This window comes from Gilliamella sp. WF3-4, assembly GCF_001690275.1.
Lineage (GTDB): Bacteria > Pseudomonadota > Gammaproteobacteria > Enterobacterales > Orbaceae > Gilliamella > Gilliamella apicola_C.
Genome location: NZ_LZGW01000022.1, coordinates 69,190 through 84,057, shown reverse-complemented (window position 1 = coordinate 84,057; position 14,868 = coordinate 69,190). Strand labels below are relative to the sequence as shown.

Below are 14,868 nucleotides of genomic sequence, written 5' to 3'. Positions count from 1 at the left end.
AAAATAAGTCTGTTTGTTTTGGCGCTTATATTGTGATCTGCTGTATTTTCAACTAATGATTTTAGTATCGTGACAAATTTTAAAAAAATAAAAATAAAAATAAAAATAAACAAAATAATATAGAATCAAATTCAGATCAGCATAATTTAACTAGTATTAGAAAATTAGAACAGCTTATGCTAAGTTGGCCAATAGACTTTCATCTAAAAACTGCAACAAGTTAAAAAACTTTACGGTTTTGTCATCACGAAAGAAAAAATTTTACTTTATATTATGATCCTCAATCAGGTTATGGCGAAGAAAGCGATCCAGAGAGTAATTATAACAAATTTGGTTGCAAAACTCTAATTTCTAATGATGTTTTAACTACATTACAACTTAGCTTTTATTATGCTGATGATGAACGATTCAATAAAGCAATGGAGTATTTTGAACGTGCTTGTGCAATAAAATCATCTGGTGCATGCAATTTGTAGCAACAACAGTTAAAACAGCCAGAAAAAAATAAGATATATTCATTATTTCATCAATTTGGCAGAACTAATCCTAATGTTAAAGCCACCACAGCCATTACAAAATGGTATGAAGATTCAGATAAGCTATTTAAAGCAATCAATTACTATTCATGTTGTATCGATAAAGATCCCGAGTTATTACTTAAAATAGCCGCATTATTAAAAAACCAGATATAAATTACGACTTAAAAAAAGATACTCATTAAAATTTACGGAGGGAAACTTGTTGATCCATCGAAATTAGAGAAGATAGGACTACATTATCTTAAATAGGCTACAGCTCAAGGTCATGAAGAAGCTGCAATTCTTTACATTATAAGTAAGAATTGCCCTAGGATGCCTTGTTTTTCATGCTAGATTATTTAAATCCTCGCCTTGAACGGCGAGATTTTACGGCTTAATGATAAAGCGTGGTTTTAATTTTATTAAATGGCTTCTAATTTCAAATATTCTGGATGCTGTGCTGTATCGTGTTGTATAGGCTTTAATCTATCATTCATCACTTTAATCGCTTCTGAAAAATAGAAAGTTTTGTTCATAGCGATAAACGTTGGTTGAGCAATAATGCAAAGAGATGCATTTTCGCTGGCTTCAACGACTAATAAATAAACTTTTTGGCTTGTTTCTTGTAAGTTCACTTCTACAATATCAGCAACTTTCGGTTTATAAAACATAGGTTGTTGAGAAAAATACCAACTTTTGGGCATCTGCGGTTTTAAAAAATTAGCCGCCACAATAGCATTAATTGATAATTCAATTTTTTGCGAATCAGTCAAATTAAGCAACTGACACCTATCATGAAATTGATAATAAAATGTTGCATCACTAACTGAAAATGGAAACTCACAAAAAACATCAGGAATTAATATCTTACTTGGATAACAAGAACGGAATAACATTTCAGATGAAACTTCAAGCATCAAACTATCATATTCACTATCAAAATACCATCGCCAACAATCAGTTGGTCGAAAAGCCAATTTCATTAATATGTTATCCTCTTATAATTGAACTAAATTTACTCAAAAAGATAACATAACTTAAAAAAAAAATAAATAAAAAGCTAAAATAAAAATTATTTAATTATATAATTTTTAAAAACTTTAAATATCTATTTAAATCATTAAAATAAAGATGATCTAATTTTGAGCGTTTTTAATCTATTTATTCTATACTCAGATCCACTATTTCCTGAATAGTTTTTACAATAAACTTTAAAGCATAATTTTAAATAAAAAAGGTGCTTTTGAGCACCTTTCTATTCCGTGATAACATAGTTTAGCTTGCAACATTAATACGTTTCATATCTGTCATATAGCTACGCAGTTTTCGCCCAATAATTTCGATTGGATGATTGCGAATTTCATCATTTACATCACGTAAATAAGCATTATCAACGCGACCTTCTGGAATCGCTTTACCAAGATCACCAGATTGCAACATTGGCATAAATTTCTCTCTTAGCAATGGTACCGCTGCATTAGCAAACAGATAGTTACCATACTCAGCTGTATCTGAAATGACGACATTCATTTCATACAAACGCTTACGCGCAATAGTATTAGCAATAAGTGGTAATTCATGTAATGATTCATAATAAGCTGATTCAGGTAAAATACCAGATTCAAGCATAGTTTCGAACGCAAGTTCAACACCAGCTTTAACCATCGCGACCATAACAACGCCTTGATCAAAATAAGCTTGCTCGTCAATTTTACCTTGATATTCAGCGGCTTTTTCAAATGCGGTTTCGCCAGTTTCTTTACGCCATTTAAGCAGGTTAACATCATCGTTAGCCCAGTCTTTCATCATCGTTGATGAAAACTCGCCAGAAATAATATCATCCATATGTTTACGATAAAGATCGGTCATGATCACTTTTAATTCTTTTGCTAAAGCATTTGCTCTTAATTTAGCTGGGTTTGATAAACGATCCATCATTAAAGTAATACCCCCTTGTTTTAAGGCTTCAGTGATCGTTTCCCAACCAAATTGGAGTAATTTACATGCATAAGCTGGATCAACACCATCTGACACTAATTTATCAAAACAAAGTAATGATCCTGTTTGTAACATGCCGCAAAGAATGGTTTGCTCTCCCATTAAATCTGACTTAACTTCAGCGACAAACGATGACTGTAAAACACCCGCTCGATGCCCACCAGTTGCTGCTGCCCATGCTTTAGCAATAGCTAACCCCTCACCTTTTGGATCGTTTTCTGGGTGAACAGCAATAAGTGTAGGAACTCCAAAGCCACGTTTATACTCTTCACGCACTTCTGTGCCTGGGCATTTAGGTGCTACCATTACAACAGTAATATCGGATCGAATCTTTTCCCCAACCTCAACAATATTAAAACCGTGTGAATAACCTAGCGTTGCACCTTGTTTCATCAATGGTTGGATAGCTTGTACAACAGCTGAATGTTGTTTGTCTGGTGTCAAGTTAATAACAAGATCTGCTGTAGGAATTAACTCTTCGTAACTGCCAACTTTAAAACCATTCTCGGTTGCTTTTTTCCATGATGCACGCTTTTCAGCAATAGCCTCTTTACGTAATGTATAAGCAATATCTAAACCCGAGTCACGCATATTAAGACCTTGGTTCAGTCCCTGAGCACCACAACCAACAATTACAATTTTCTTACCTTTTAGAAAATCAGCTTCCGACGCAAATTCATTGCGAGCCATAAAACGGCATTGACCTAGTTGTTCTAATTTTTCACGTAAATTTAGTGTATTAAAATAATTTGACATTATTCTCTCCATGAGTTGAATTATTCATAATCAATTTATCAAGCACTATATATTACTTTTGTTATTGCTGAAATTGATATATTTAAAAAATTATATTGCATAAATTGCAATAAACTTGCTAAGTTAAGCACTTTCTTTTAATCTAAGCCACCTTCAATTCACCAATAAATCAATATGGATGCTCGATATAAGCAAGCAAATAAAGAAGCTAACCTATCGTTATTATTAACTTTTATTTATCTTCTTAGCTGGGTTGTTTGTGCTTACTGCGTTAGCAATAAACTAGGTTTTTTAGGACTCCCATTGTGGTTTGAACTATCTTGCATTATGGTACCTTTAGGTTTTATATTGCTGTGTTGGGTAGTTGTAAAATTTCAATTCAAAAATATCTCGTTAGAACAAACTAAGTGATTAACCAATGCATTTTGATATTATTTTACCGCTTGTTATCTACCTTATTTTTGTATTTGCGTTATCAATTTATGCTTATGTTAAACGCAAAAAAGTAAATCAATTTACTGATTACTTTATTGGTAATCGAACTATGGGTGGATTTCTACTCGCCATGACATTAGCTGCAACTTATATTAGTGCCAGCTCGTTTATTGGTGGTCCTGGTGCAGCCTACAAACTTGGCCTTGGATGGGTATTGCTATCCATGATTCAAGTCCCTACCGTTTTACTTTCACTTGGTATTTTAGGTAAAAAATTTGCGATTTTAGCACGTAAATATAATGCAATTACCTTAAGTGATATGCTCTATGCCCATTACCGAAGTAAACTTATTGTTTGGTTTGCAAGCATAGCGCTTGTCGTTGCCTTTATTGGCGCAATGACAGTACAATTTGTCGGTGGTGCTCGCTTACTTCAATCTTCAGTTGGTATTCCTTATCATACTGGATTATTAATATTTGGTATTGGCACTGTAATTTACACCGCTTTTGGTGGCTTTAGAGCTAGCATTTTAAATGATGCATTTCAAGGTTTAATAATGATCATTGGTGCTATATTATTACTTGGGGCTATCATTTATAATGGTGGTGGAATTACGGCAATTATCACTCGATTAGCACAAATTGATCCCGCACTGCTAACACCACAAGGACCAAATGATTTTATGGATTTTCCGTTCATGGCTTCATTTTGGATATTAGTCTGTTTTGGTGTAGTTGGTTTACCTCATACCGCTGTGCGCTGTATGGCTTATAAAGACAGCAAAGCTGTACATCAGGGGATTATTATTGGTACTATTGTTGTTACCATTATCATGCTCACAATGCACCTATCTGGCGCTTTAGGTCGTGCTATTGTTGATGATCTAACAATTCCTGATCAAATAGTGCCGACATTGATCATCAAGGTATTACCCCCTTTTGCTGCTGGAATCTTTTTGGCTGCGCCACTTGCTGCTATTATGTCAACAATTAATGCTCAATTATTACAAGTTTCATCGGTAATAATTAAAGACCTATTTTTAAGCACAAGACATAGTAAAAGCTATAGTGATAAAACGCTAACTCGCCTATCCGTTATTATCACCTTTATTTTTGGCGGATTACTTATTTTGGCTGCTTGGAATCCACCAGATATGATAATTTGGCTAAATTTACTCGCTTTTGGTGGGCTTGAAGCAGTATTTTTATGGCCATTAGTCCTTGGATTATATTGGAAAAAAGCCAATGCAACTGGTGCGCTTTACTCAATGCTTGCTGGAGCAGTGAGTTACACATTATTAGCTGGTTATAATATTAAACTACTATCACTTCATCCAATTGTACCATCTTTAACTATTGGATTAATTGTTTTTATTATAGCCAATATATTCGGTATATTTTGTAATAGAGAGAAAAATTATGCCTTGGATTCAACTCAAAATTAACACAACTAACAAACTTGCTGAACAAATCAGCGAACAGTTAGAAGAATCAGGTGCAGTATCGGTCACATTTCAAGATACTTATGATAATCCTGTTTTTGAACCTTTACCGGGTGAAACTAAGCTTTGGGGAGATACCGATGTTATTGGGTTATATGATGCGCAAACAAACATTGATGAATTAAAAGCAATATTAAATATTGAGCAATATTCTTACAAAATTGAGCAATTAGAAGATAAAAATTGGGAACGTGAATGGATGGATAACTTTCATCCTATGCAATTTGGTAAACGCCTTTGGATTTGCCCAAGCTGGCGCAAGGTACCTGATTCAAACGCAGTTAATGTTATGTTGGATCCAGGCTTAGCATTTGGCACAGGTACTCATCCAACTACTGCATTATGCTTAACTTGGCTCGATAGTTTAGATCTTACAGATAAATTGGTTATTGATTATGGTTGCGGATCAGGTATTTTAGCCATTGCAGCACTAAAATTAGGTGCAAAACGTGTAATTGGTATTGATATCGATCCTCAAGCCATCCAAGCTAGCCGAGACAATGCACAGCGTAACGATGTTAGCGAAAAACTAGAACTCTATTTATCAAAAGATATCCCTAATGATTTACAGGCAGATGTTGTTGTTGCCAACATTTTAGCTGGGCCATTAAAAGAGCTTGAGCCACATATAAGCAAATTAGTAAAACCACAAGGTAAGCTAGGGTTATCTGGTATTTTGTCTAGCCAATCATCTAGTGTTTGTATGGCTTATCAACCCCATTTTGAACTAGACCCTGTAGTTGAACAAGAAGAGTGGTGCCGTATCACTGGCAAAAAAAAGTAAAAAAAATAACATTACCCCCTTTTAAGTTAGAAAAAAAATGCGTAATATAGCCGACCTTAATTTGCTTAGCATTGGTGAAGTAAAATTAAAGAATAATTTAATTGCAGCACCAATGGCTGGAATCAGCGATAAACCATTTCGTAATTTATGTTATCGATTTGGTGCTGGTATGACAGTTTCAGAAATGTTTTTAGCAAATTCGGATGTTTGGCATACTGATAAATCAGCTTTGCGAATGAAAGCAAGTGATGATATTGGTATTCGTGCAGTACAAATTGTCGGTTCAGATCCTGATGAAATGGCAAAGGCTGCTGAGTTTAATGTCAAACATGGCGCCCAATTAATTGATATTAACATGGGATGCCCTGCAAAAAAGGTCAATAAAAAATTGGCTGGATCTGCCTTAATGCAGTATCCTAAACTTATTAAAAATATTTTGCAGAAAGTTGTCGGCGCAGTCGATGTGCCGGTAACATTAAAAACGCGGACTGGATGGAATAAAGATCATAGAAATTGCATTGAAATCGCACAAATTGCACAGGATTGTGGCATAAAGGCAATTACTATTCATGGAAGAACACGTGCATGCTTATTCAACGGTGTGGCTGAATATGACTCGATTAAGGCAGTTAAAGAAAATGTTACGATTCCTGTAATTGCCAATGGAGATATTTGTACACCCGAACAGGCAAAAGATGTTTTTCAATATACGCAAGCCGATGCTATAATGATCGGTCGAGCGGCACAGGGGAGACCTTGGATATTTGAAGAAATTGCATTCTATTTAACACATGGACAGTTACAAAAAAATAAAAGTATTGATGAGGTAGAACAAGTTGTGTTATCGCATCTTGATGAGCTTTATCAATTCTATGGAGAATACAAAGGATTAAGGATTGCCAGAAAGCATGTAAATTGGTATACCAAGAATTATGCTGACAGCGATCAATTCAGGCGCTTTTTTAGTGTACTTAGCAATACAAGTGAGCAAGTAAGCACACTAAAAGCATTTTTTAGTCAAATTAGAAATAACCCAAAGAGTTAAGAATACTATGTCAGAACAACGCGTTACAGCTGCAGCACTTAAATTTACGACTGTAAATTCTCAAGACCAAATAACACAAAAACCTTTGCGGGATTCAGTGAAGCAAGCTTTAAAAAACTATTTATCTCAATTAAATGGTGAAGACCCTACTGATCTCTATGAGTTAGTGTTAGCTGAAGTTGAACATCCATTCCTTGATATGGTTATGCAATATACACGTGGTAATCAAACTAGAGCAGCTAACATGCTTGGTATCAACCGCGGTACACTACGCAAAAAACTAAAACAGTATGGAATGAGTTAATCACCTATTGTTTTATATTATACTATGACAAAAAAGCGCCTTAACATAAGGCGCTTTTTTGCTAACAACTAAAAAATCACTATAATCAATCTATCAAACATGAATAGACATATTGATAATGAATTTTAAGTAAAAGTTTGTTAAAATACAGCGATTTTAAAATTATTTAATCTGGAGAATTTTATGGCAGGTCATAGTAAATGGGCCAATACCAAACACCGTAAAGCAGCGCAAGATGCAAAACGCGGTAAAATATTTACCAAAATTATTCGTGAGTTGGTAACCGCAGCAAAACTTGGTGGCGGCGATCCAGCGTCAAATCCACGGTTACGTGCAGCAATGGACAAAGCATTATCAAATAATATGACCCGCGATACCATGAATCGAGCCGTTGCTCGTGGTGTTGGTGGTGAAGATGATAGCAATATGGAAACAATCATTTATGAAGGCTATGGCCCTGCTGGTACTGCTGTCATGGTTGAATGCTTAAGTGATAATCGTAATCGTACCGTATCAGAAGTGCGCCACGCCTTTACTAAAACAGGTGGCAATTTAGGTACTGATGGTTCAGTTTCATATTTATTTACCAAAAAAGGAGTTATTTCATATCCGACGGGTACCAATGAAGATCAAGTGATGGATGCTGCGCTTGAAGCAGGTGCTGATGATGTTGTTACTTACGATGATGGCGCTATTGATGTTTTTACCACACCTGAAACATTTGGTGAAGTAAAAGATGCACTTGATGCAGCAGGATTAGTTGCTGAAGCCGCTGAAGTATCAATGATCCCAGCAACAAAAGTCGATCTTGATATTGAATCTGCACCAAAATTATTACGTCTGATTGATATGCTCGAAGATTGCGATGATGTTCAAGAAGTTTATCATAACGGTGAAGTTTCTGACGAGGTCGCAGCAACGCTCTAATGGCCATTATTCTTGGCATCGATCCTGGCTCTCGTTTGACGGGTTACGGTGTAATCCGTCAAACTGGGCGTCAACTTTCCTATCTTGGCAGTGGATGTATCCGTACTTCTGTTGATGATCTGCCTACTCGTTTAAAACGGGTATATGCAGGTGTCAGTGAAATTATACTCCAATTTCAACCCGATATATTTGTTATTGAGCAAGTATTTATGGCTCGTAATGCCGACTCTGCGTTAAAATTAGGTCAAGCCAGAGGTGCTGCTATTGTCGCTGCGGTTAATAATAATTTACCAGTTTTTGAGTATGCTGCTCGTTTAGTTAAACAGTGTGTAGTAGGAACTGGTGCTGCAGATAAAAAACAAGTACAGCATATGGTAAAATTATTATTAAAATTACCAGCTAGCCCGCAAGCCGATGCTGCTGACGCTTTAGCTATAGCAATTACCCACGCGCATACCAGCCAACAGTTAATACAGTCCCGTAAGTAACATATACTAAATATCAAGTAATGGTACACATCTATAAACAAAAAATATAGACAAAAAAATACGCCAATAAATTGGCGTATTTTTTATCTTAATATCGCATTGAAAATGCATGCCCAATATGCAATTCGGTACATGCATTAAAACTAACTATTCAGTTTTTGCTTTTGAGCAGTTGGTTGGTAACACAGCTTTATTTTTATGTTTAGTAAATAATTTAGTTATAAATAAGAAGAATAACGGCACATAAAATATAGTTAAAAATGTTGCTGTTAACATACCACCAATTACCCCAGTACCTACTGCATTTTGACTTGCAGAACCAGCACCACTATTTAATGCTAGCGGTAGTACACCAAGAATAAAGGCAAATGAAGTCATCAAAATTGGACGTAGACGCAAACGACAAGCTTCAAGTGTTGCATCTATTAACGATTTACCTTCTTTTTCAAGCGCATCCTTGGCAAATTCAACAATCAAAATAGCATTTTTAGCTGACAGCCCCATAGTGGTCAATAAACCAACGATAAAGTAAATATCATTATCAAGTCCTCTAAACATCGTTGCATAAACCGTTCCCAAAATACCAAGAGGAATAATGAACAAAATCGAAATAGGTACTGTCCAGCTTTCGTATAATGCGGCTAGTGACAAGAATACCACAATGATTGAAATAATATAAAGTGTCGTTGTTTGTGAGCCTGTTTGACGTTCCTGATACGAAATGTCTGTCCAATCAAATGTAAAACCTTTTGGTAACTGTTTTGATAATTCTTCCATCACAGTCATTGCTTGACCAGAACTCATCCCTGGCGCAGCTAAACCACTTATACCCATTGCTGCTACACCATCATAACGTTCTAAAGAGGGTGAACCATAAGTTTTTGATGTGCTCGCAAATGCATCATAAGGTACCATTTGCCCATTTTTATTTTTGACATGCCAATAACTAAAATCATCAGGCAACATACGGTATGGTGCTTCTGATTGTAAGTAAACTTTTTTTACACGGTTATTATAAACAAAGTCATCAATATATGCAGAACCTAAAGCGGTTGATAATACAGTATTGACGCTACTGACTGAGACACCAAGGGCTTGAGCCGTTTCAAAATCAACATTAATTTTATATTGAGGAACATCTAACATACTAGCCGGACGTACTTGTTGCAAATCAGGATGATGAGAGGCTTGCTCAAGCATTTGGAAAAACGCAGCAACTAATGCTTGATGCCCTAATCCCGCAGTGTCTTTAAGCATATAAGAGAAACCATTAGCCATACCTAAAGATGGCACTGCTGGTAAATTAGTTACAATTACACGACCTTCGGTTATGGTTGACGCAAATCTCATGCCGTCTCCAACTAAAGCGTTAACTTTTTGATCGGCACGTTTGCGCTCATCCCAATTTTTTAATCGGATAAAACCCATCCCCATATTTTGCCCACGACCAACCATGCTAAAACCAGCAACAGTAAATATTTCCTCAACAGAATTTACTTTTTCTTCAGTATAAAAACGAGAGGTTTTATTTAAAACTGACATGGTTTGCTCTAATGTGGAACCCGGTGGTAATTCAACTAAAACCAAAAGCACGCCCTGATCTTCGTTTGGTAAAAAACCTGTAGGTAAACGGTTAAAACCGAATAACAATCCAACCAGTATTAAAGCATAACAAACAAAAGCAATTATAGGCTTACGGATAACCTTAATAACGCTTTTCTCATAAGAACGTAAACTTTTATCATAAAAGTTGTTAAACCACTTAAAAAAGCGTTTAGTGCCTATAGAGCACCAACTAAATGGAGGGACCGACTCTAATTTCTCACCTAATGAAGTTTTCTTAACTTTATTTTTAGACGGCGCTTTTAAAATCTGCACACAAAGTGCCGGCGTCAATATAATCGCCATCAATACTGATAATCCCATTGCCGTTACTATGGTAATTGAAAACTGGCGATAGATTCCCCCAGCAGCACCACCATAAAACGCCATCGGCACAAATACAGCAGATAAAACAACAGCAATCCCAACTAATGCTGAAGTGATTTGCTCCATTGATTTAACCGTTGCATCATAAGGCGATAACCCCTCATCGTGCATGATACGTTCAACATTTTCAATAACAACGATTGCATCATCCACCAACAATCCAATCGCAAGTACCATAGCAAACATGGATAAGGTGTTAATGGTAAATCCACAAATATAGAGGATCGCAAATGTCCCTAATAATACAACAGGTACAGTAATGGTAGGTATAAGTGTCGATCGAAGATTTTGTAAAAACACATACATGACAATAACAACCAAAATGATTGCTTCAATTAATGTATGAATTACATTGTTAATGGATAACTTAACAAATGGAGTTGTATCATATGGAAAAGAATATTTAATATCTTCTGGAAAAATTTGAGATAACTCTTCTAATTTTTTATCTACCTTTACCGAAGTATCTAATTGGTTAGCGCCCGTTGCTAAATATATCCCGAGACCAGCTGATACATTGCCATTATAATGAGAGATAAAGTTATAATCCGACGCGCCAATTTCAACGATTGCCACATCTTTTAATAAAATGTTAGAACCATCGGTATTAACTCGAACAAGAACATTTTGAAATTGTTCAGGTGTTTTTAAACGCGATTGTGCGGTAATGGTTGCATTAAGTTCTTGCCCTTCATTTACAGGTAAAGCGCCTAACTGTCCAGCGGTTACTTGTGCATTTTGCGCTTGAATGGCTGCAATAATTTCTTCAATTGATAGATTAAAATAGGTTAATTTATTGGGATCAAGCCAGATACGCATAGCATATTCAGAACCAAATAATTGAGTATCACCCACCCCTTGAACTCGTCGAATTTGATCTTGCACAGTAGAATAGACGAAGTCAGCTATATCAGCCTGTGTTTTTTTCGGATTAGTTGAATAAAAACCAACAACTTTTAAAAAGCTGGTATTGTTTTTAGCAACAGATACGCCATTTTTTTGCACACTCTCAGGTAAGCGAGACTTAATACTCTCTATCTTATTTAAAACTTGCACTTGAGCAAAATCAGGATTAGAACCAGGCGCAAAAGTCAATGTTGTTTGAACAAAGCCTTGTGCACTACTGGTTGATTTCATATAAATGAGGTTATCTAGCCCTGTTAAATTTTGTTCAATCAACTGAGTTACTGTATTTTCAATAGTTTGTGCATCAGCACCCGGATAAGTTGCACTAACAGTTACAGAAGGGGGAGCAATATCTGGGTACTGTTCAACAGCCAGCAACTTTATACATAAGGCACCGCCTAGCATCATCATGATAGCAATTACCCATGCAAACACTGGTCTATCAATAAAAAACTTAGCCATAATTCAATCTACCCTTATTTCATACTATTTTGGAGAATACCATCTAATTGCTCCTGCGAAAGCTTATCAGGATCACCTATTTTTGTTACTTTCATTGGAGGGGCATCTTTAATTGGCTTTTCGACAGCGGTTAAATTAAGTAATCCAGTGATAATGACTTCTTCTCCTGCATTAATCCCTTTTGTTACAATCCAGTAGCCACCTATTCCTGCATATACTTGGATACCCTGGCGATATTCTACTGTATTATCTGGTTTTAAAATTTTTGCAGTATATTGTCCAAATTGATTACTCGTAATTCCTTTTTGTGGAACAAGTATAGCGTTTTTTATTATGCCTAATGTTAGTCTAGGTTTAACAAACATACCTGGTAAAATCTTTCCATCATTATTTGAAAATTGCGAACGTAAAGTTACAGTACCTGTTGTTTCGTTAACCGTCATATCAGAGAATTTAATAGTACCAGCTTCGGGATATTTTGAACCATCGCTGAAAAAGAGTTCAACATTATTGCTCTTAATTGGCTCATAAATTACATTTTCATCTTGAAGATATTTATTGTAACGAGTTGCTGCTTCAGTCATATCAATATAAATAGGATCAAGTTGTTGAACTAATGCTAATGGGGAAGGTTGCCCTGCTGAAACCAAAGCGCCTTCGGTAATACTTGATTTACCAATATAGCCATCAATCGGCGAATACACTTTCGTATAATCCAAATTGACTTTAGCGGTATGCTCTGCCGCTTGTGCAACTAATACTGCAGCTTCGGCTCGCTTAGCATCAGCGGCAGCTTTATCGTAATCTTGTTGACTAATCGACTTACTATTTAATAATCCAGCATAACGCTTAAGAGTAAGTTGAGCAATATTTGCATTTGCTTTAGCACTAGCAACACTAGCTACCGCACTATCATAGTTAGCTTGATAAATAGCTGGATCTATCTGATAAAGAGACTGACCTGCCTTAACATTTGAACTTTCATCAAACTCACGTTTTAAAACAATACCACTCACTTGAGGTCTAATTTCGGCAATTTGAGATGCGACAACTCTACCTGGTAAATTAATTTTTAATGTATAACTTAATGGCTCAACCTTAAATACAGTTACCTTTGGTAAACCCCTCTGCGGTTTACCATTATCACAACTTGTTAGTAAAAGTAGGCTGGCAAGCGCCACAGGCAAGGCTAATAATAGCTTGTTAAATCTCATAAAAATGACCTCAGTACACTTAATAATTATTTTATTAAAAATAGATCTTATCTTTAAACGTAATTGACGATTTTACAAAAAATATGCATAAATTGTAAGTAACTTTACAAGTTAATAGCACGGAGTTCTAAAAAATGAAGAACTAAGTTATGATATTAAAAATATATATTGATAATTATGAATATTGTCAGAAATCAAGTAATATATATTAATTAATTTTTAGTGCTATAACGTATTTCAAAGAAAATGTTATACTAAAAACTAGGTGGGGTTGCTTTAATGAAGATTAATCTAGATTGTTAAAGAAATTAATATTTACATTGCTATACTCCATAATCATTTTTTTCAAAATATGATTGAATAATTTAAGTCTATATTTAATTTAATACAGAGATGGTTATTATGGATAATTTACGTATTGTTCTAGTTGTTGTTGCATCCTTAGTCATTATTGCATTGTTCATCCATGGATTTTGGATTAATAAAAAGGAACGATCTTCACTTTTTAGTTCAGATAAAAAAGAAAAATTTTCACAAAGCGCGCAACAAGATCAAAACTTTCCTACAAATGATATAGAAAAAGAGGATGAGGTCATTTTACTCACCCCAAAAACAACAAAAAATAATGAAATCGTTGAAAATAAAGTAATTATCAATGAATCTATAAAAGAAAATATACCACAGCAAGATGATTTATTTACTGATCGGGATGAGCAGCCCAAAATTAATACAGACGTAGCAAAAGAACCCGCTACCGACGAAAATCATGACCTTTTTGAAAATGAACAACAACTTAATCTAATCCAAACAACTAAGGAAAAACATGTTGATGTTGATGTTAATATTGATACCAATAATCAAATTAACCATAACAACAAACCTGAAAAACTAGATATAAATGAAGAGGATCCTGCAACCGAAATTATCGTATTAAATGTCACCGGTATTAATGGAAAATTACTTCAAGGTGATGTACTACTTGCAAGTATAATGCAATCAGGTTTTCAATTTGGTGATATGAGAATTTTTCACCGCCATGTAGATCCTGCAGGTAACGGCTCAATATTATTTAGTTTAGCTAATATGGTCACACCAGGATATCTGGATCCTGAAACCATGCATGAATTTACCACTCCAGGGGTATCTATTTTTATGATAGCTCCAACTGAAGGTAACAACCAGCAAAACTTCAAATTAATGTTACAAACAGCACAACGCATAGCGGATGATGTCAACGGTGTGGTATTAGATGATGAACACCATATGCTGACACCACAAAAAATCGACAGTTACAAAGAGCGAATTAAAAAATCTTGTAACAAAATTTAACCACAACATCAATATTTATCAGTAAATTTAACACAAATCACCAACCACGGTTGGTGAGTGCGAATGAATATTGATGAAAAATGTTTATTTAAATGATCTCATTTAGTCATACATTATTTCAATTAAAGTTGTAATAATATTCCCAAACCCGACGTTTTAATTTAAGAGCCTATTATCATGTCCCTATCGAATAAAAATGAACACCCAGTAAA

12 protein-coding genes are annotated in these 14,868 nt (G+C 35.1%); 8 read left to right on the top strand and 4 right to left on the bottom strand.

Annotated features, from left to right (window positions below; genetic code table 11):
• Window positions 1–940: 940 nt before the first annotated feature.
• Window positions 941–1,501 (bottom strand): cell division protein ZapC, encoded by a 561-nt coding sequence (locus A9G47_RS05860; protein WP_065642407.1) that lies wholly within the window; start codon window positions 1,499–1,501, stop codon window positions 941–943.
• A gap of 292 nt (window positions 1,502–1,793) precedes the next feature.
• Window positions 1,794–3,272, bottom strand: coding sequence for a ketol-acid reductoisomerase (ilvC, locus tag A9G47_RS05855; protein ID WP_065642406.1), 1,479 nt, complete (start codon window positions 3,270–3,272; stop codon window positions 1,794–1,796).
• Window positions 3,273–3,446: 174 nt separating this feature from the next.
• Here ilvC and A9G47_RS14955 point away from each other — a divergent pair, with 174 nt between their 5' ends.
• The 7 genes from A9G47_RS14955 to ruvC all read left to right on the top strand — a co-directional run bounded on the left by A9G47_RS14955 (window position 3,447) and on the right by ruvC (window position 8,756).
• Window positions 3,447–3,683 (top strand): YhdT family protein, encoded by a 237-nt coding sequence (locus tag A9G47_RS14955; RefSeq protein ID WP_065580333.1) that lies wholly within the window; start codon window positions 3,447–3,449, stop codon window positions 3,681–3,683.
• Window positions 3,684–3,690: 7 nt separating this feature from the next.
• Window positions 3,691–5,151 carry a sodium/pantothenate symporter gene (panF, locus tag A9G47_RS05845; RefSeq protein ID WP_065580332.1) on the top strand — a complete coding sequence of 487 codons (1,461 nt, stop codon included), beginning with the start codon at window positions 3,691–3,693 and terminating at the stop codon, window positions 5,149–5,151.
• Complete coding sequence (gene prmA / locus A9G47_RS05840; protein WP_065568133.1) at window positions 5,126–5,992, top strand: 50S ribosomal protein L11 methyltransferase; 867 nt, start codon at window positions 5,126–5,128, stop codon at window positions 5,990–5,992. Before panF ends, prmA begins: the two co-directional genes overlap by 26 nt.
• 37 nt (window positions 5,993–6,029) lie before the next feature.
• Window positions 6,030–7,037 carry a tRNA dihydrouridine synthase DusB gene (dusB, locus tag A9G47_RS05835; RefSeq protein ID WP_065568134.1) on the top strand — a complete coding sequence of 336 codons (1,008 nt, stop codon included), beginning with the start codon at window positions 6,030–6,032 and terminating at the stop codon, window positions 7,035–7,037.
• A gap of 7 nt (window positions 7,038–7,044) precedes the next feature.
• Entirely contained in the window at window positions 7,045–7,341 is a 297-nt protein-coding gene (fis, locus tag A9G47_RS05830; RefSeq protein WP_034883623.1) for a DNA-binding transcriptional regulator Fis, read from the top strand.
• Between the two features lie 183 nt (window positions 7,342–7,524).
• Window positions 7,525–8,268 (top strand): YebC/PmpR family DNA-binding transcriptional regulator, encoded by a 744-nt coding sequence (locus A9G47_RS05825; protein ID WP_065568135.1) that lies wholly within the window; start codon window positions 7,525–7,527, stop codon window positions 8,266–8,268.
• Window positions 8,268–8,756 (top strand): crossover junction endodeoxyribonuclease RuvC, encoded by a 489-nt coding sequence (gene ruvC, locus A9G47_RS05820; protein ID WP_065580330.1) that lies wholly within the window; start codon window positions 8,268–8,270, stop codon window positions 8,754–8,756. Before A9G47_RS05825 ends, ruvC begins: the two co-directional genes overlap by 1 nt.
• A gap of 147 nt (window positions 8,757–8,903) precedes the next feature.
• Here ruvC and A9G47_RS05815 read toward each other — a convergent pair whose 3' ends face one another.
• Both A9G47_RS05815 and A9G47_RS05810 read right to left on the bottom strand, forming a co-directional pair.
• Window positions 8,904–12,113, bottom strand: a complete 3,210-nt coding sequence (locus tag A9G47_RS05815) for an efflux RND transporter permease subunit (RefSeq protein ID WP_065568137.1) — start codon at window positions 12,111–12,113, stop codon at window positions 8,904–8,906.
• Window positions 12,114–12,127: 14 nt separating this feature from the next.
• Complete coding sequence (locus A9G47_RS05810) at window positions 12,128–13,327, bottom strand: efflux RND transporter periplasmic adaptor subunit (RefSeq protein WP_065568138.1); 1,200 nt, start codon at window positions 13,325–13,327, stop codon at window positions 12,128–12,130.
• Window positions 13,328–13,729: 402 nt separating this feature from the next.
• Here A9G47_RS05810 and zipA point away from each other — a divergent pair, with 402 nt between their 5' ends.
• Window positions 13,730–14,656, top strand: coding sequence for a cell division protein ZipA (zipA, locus tag A9G47_RS05805; protein WP_176700662.1), 927 nt, complete (start codon window positions 13,730–13,732; stop codon window positions 14,654–14,656).
• The last annotated feature ends 212 nt before the right edge of the window (window positions 14,657–14,868 follow it).

Coding starts and splice junctions, on each gene's coding strand:
- prmA (WP_065568133.1), top strand. CDS start 5,126: ATGCCTTGGATTCAACTCAAAATTAACACAACTAACAAACTTGCTGAA.
- A9G47_RS05815 (WP_065568137.1), bottom strand. CDS start 12,113: ATGGCTAAGTTTTTTATTGATAGACCAGTGTTTGCATGGGTAATTGCT.
- panF (WP_065580332.1), top strand. CDS start 3,691: ATGCATTTTGATATTATTTTACCGCTTGTTATCTACCTTATTTTTGTA.
- dusB (WP_065568134.1), top strand. CDS start 6,030: ATGCGTAATATAGCCGACCTTAATTTGCTTAGCATTGGTGAAGTAAAA.
- ilvC (WP_065642406.1), bottom strand. CDS start 3,272: ATGTCAAATTATTTTAATACACTAAATTTACGTGAAAAATTAGAACAA.
- A9G47_RS14955 (WP_065580333.1), top strand. CDS start 3,447: ATGGATGCTCGATATAAGCAAGCAAATAAAGAAGCTAACCTATCGTTA.
- A9G47_RS05860 (WP_065642407.1), bottom strand. CDS start 1,501: ATGAAATTGGCTTTTCGACCAACTGATTGTTGGCGATGGTATTTTGAT.
- A9G47_RS05810 (WP_065568138.1), bottom strand. CDS start 13,327: ATGAGATTTAACAAGCTATTATTAGCCTTGCCTGTGGCGCTTGCCAGC.
- A9G47_RS05825 (WP_065568135.1), top strand. CDS start 7,525: ATGGCAGGTCATAGTAAATGGGCCAATACCAAACACCGTAAAGCAGCG.
- fis (WP_034883623.1), top strand. CDS start 7,045: ATGTCAGAACAACGCGTTACAGCTGCAGCACTTAAATTTACGACTGTA.
- zipA (WP_176700662.1), top strand. CDS start 13,730: ATGGATAATTTACGTATTGTTCTAGTTGTTGTTGCATCCTTAGTCATT.
- ruvC (WP_065580330.1), top strand. CDS start 8,268: ATGGCCATTATTCTTGGCATCGATCCTGGCTCTCGTTTGACGGGTTAC.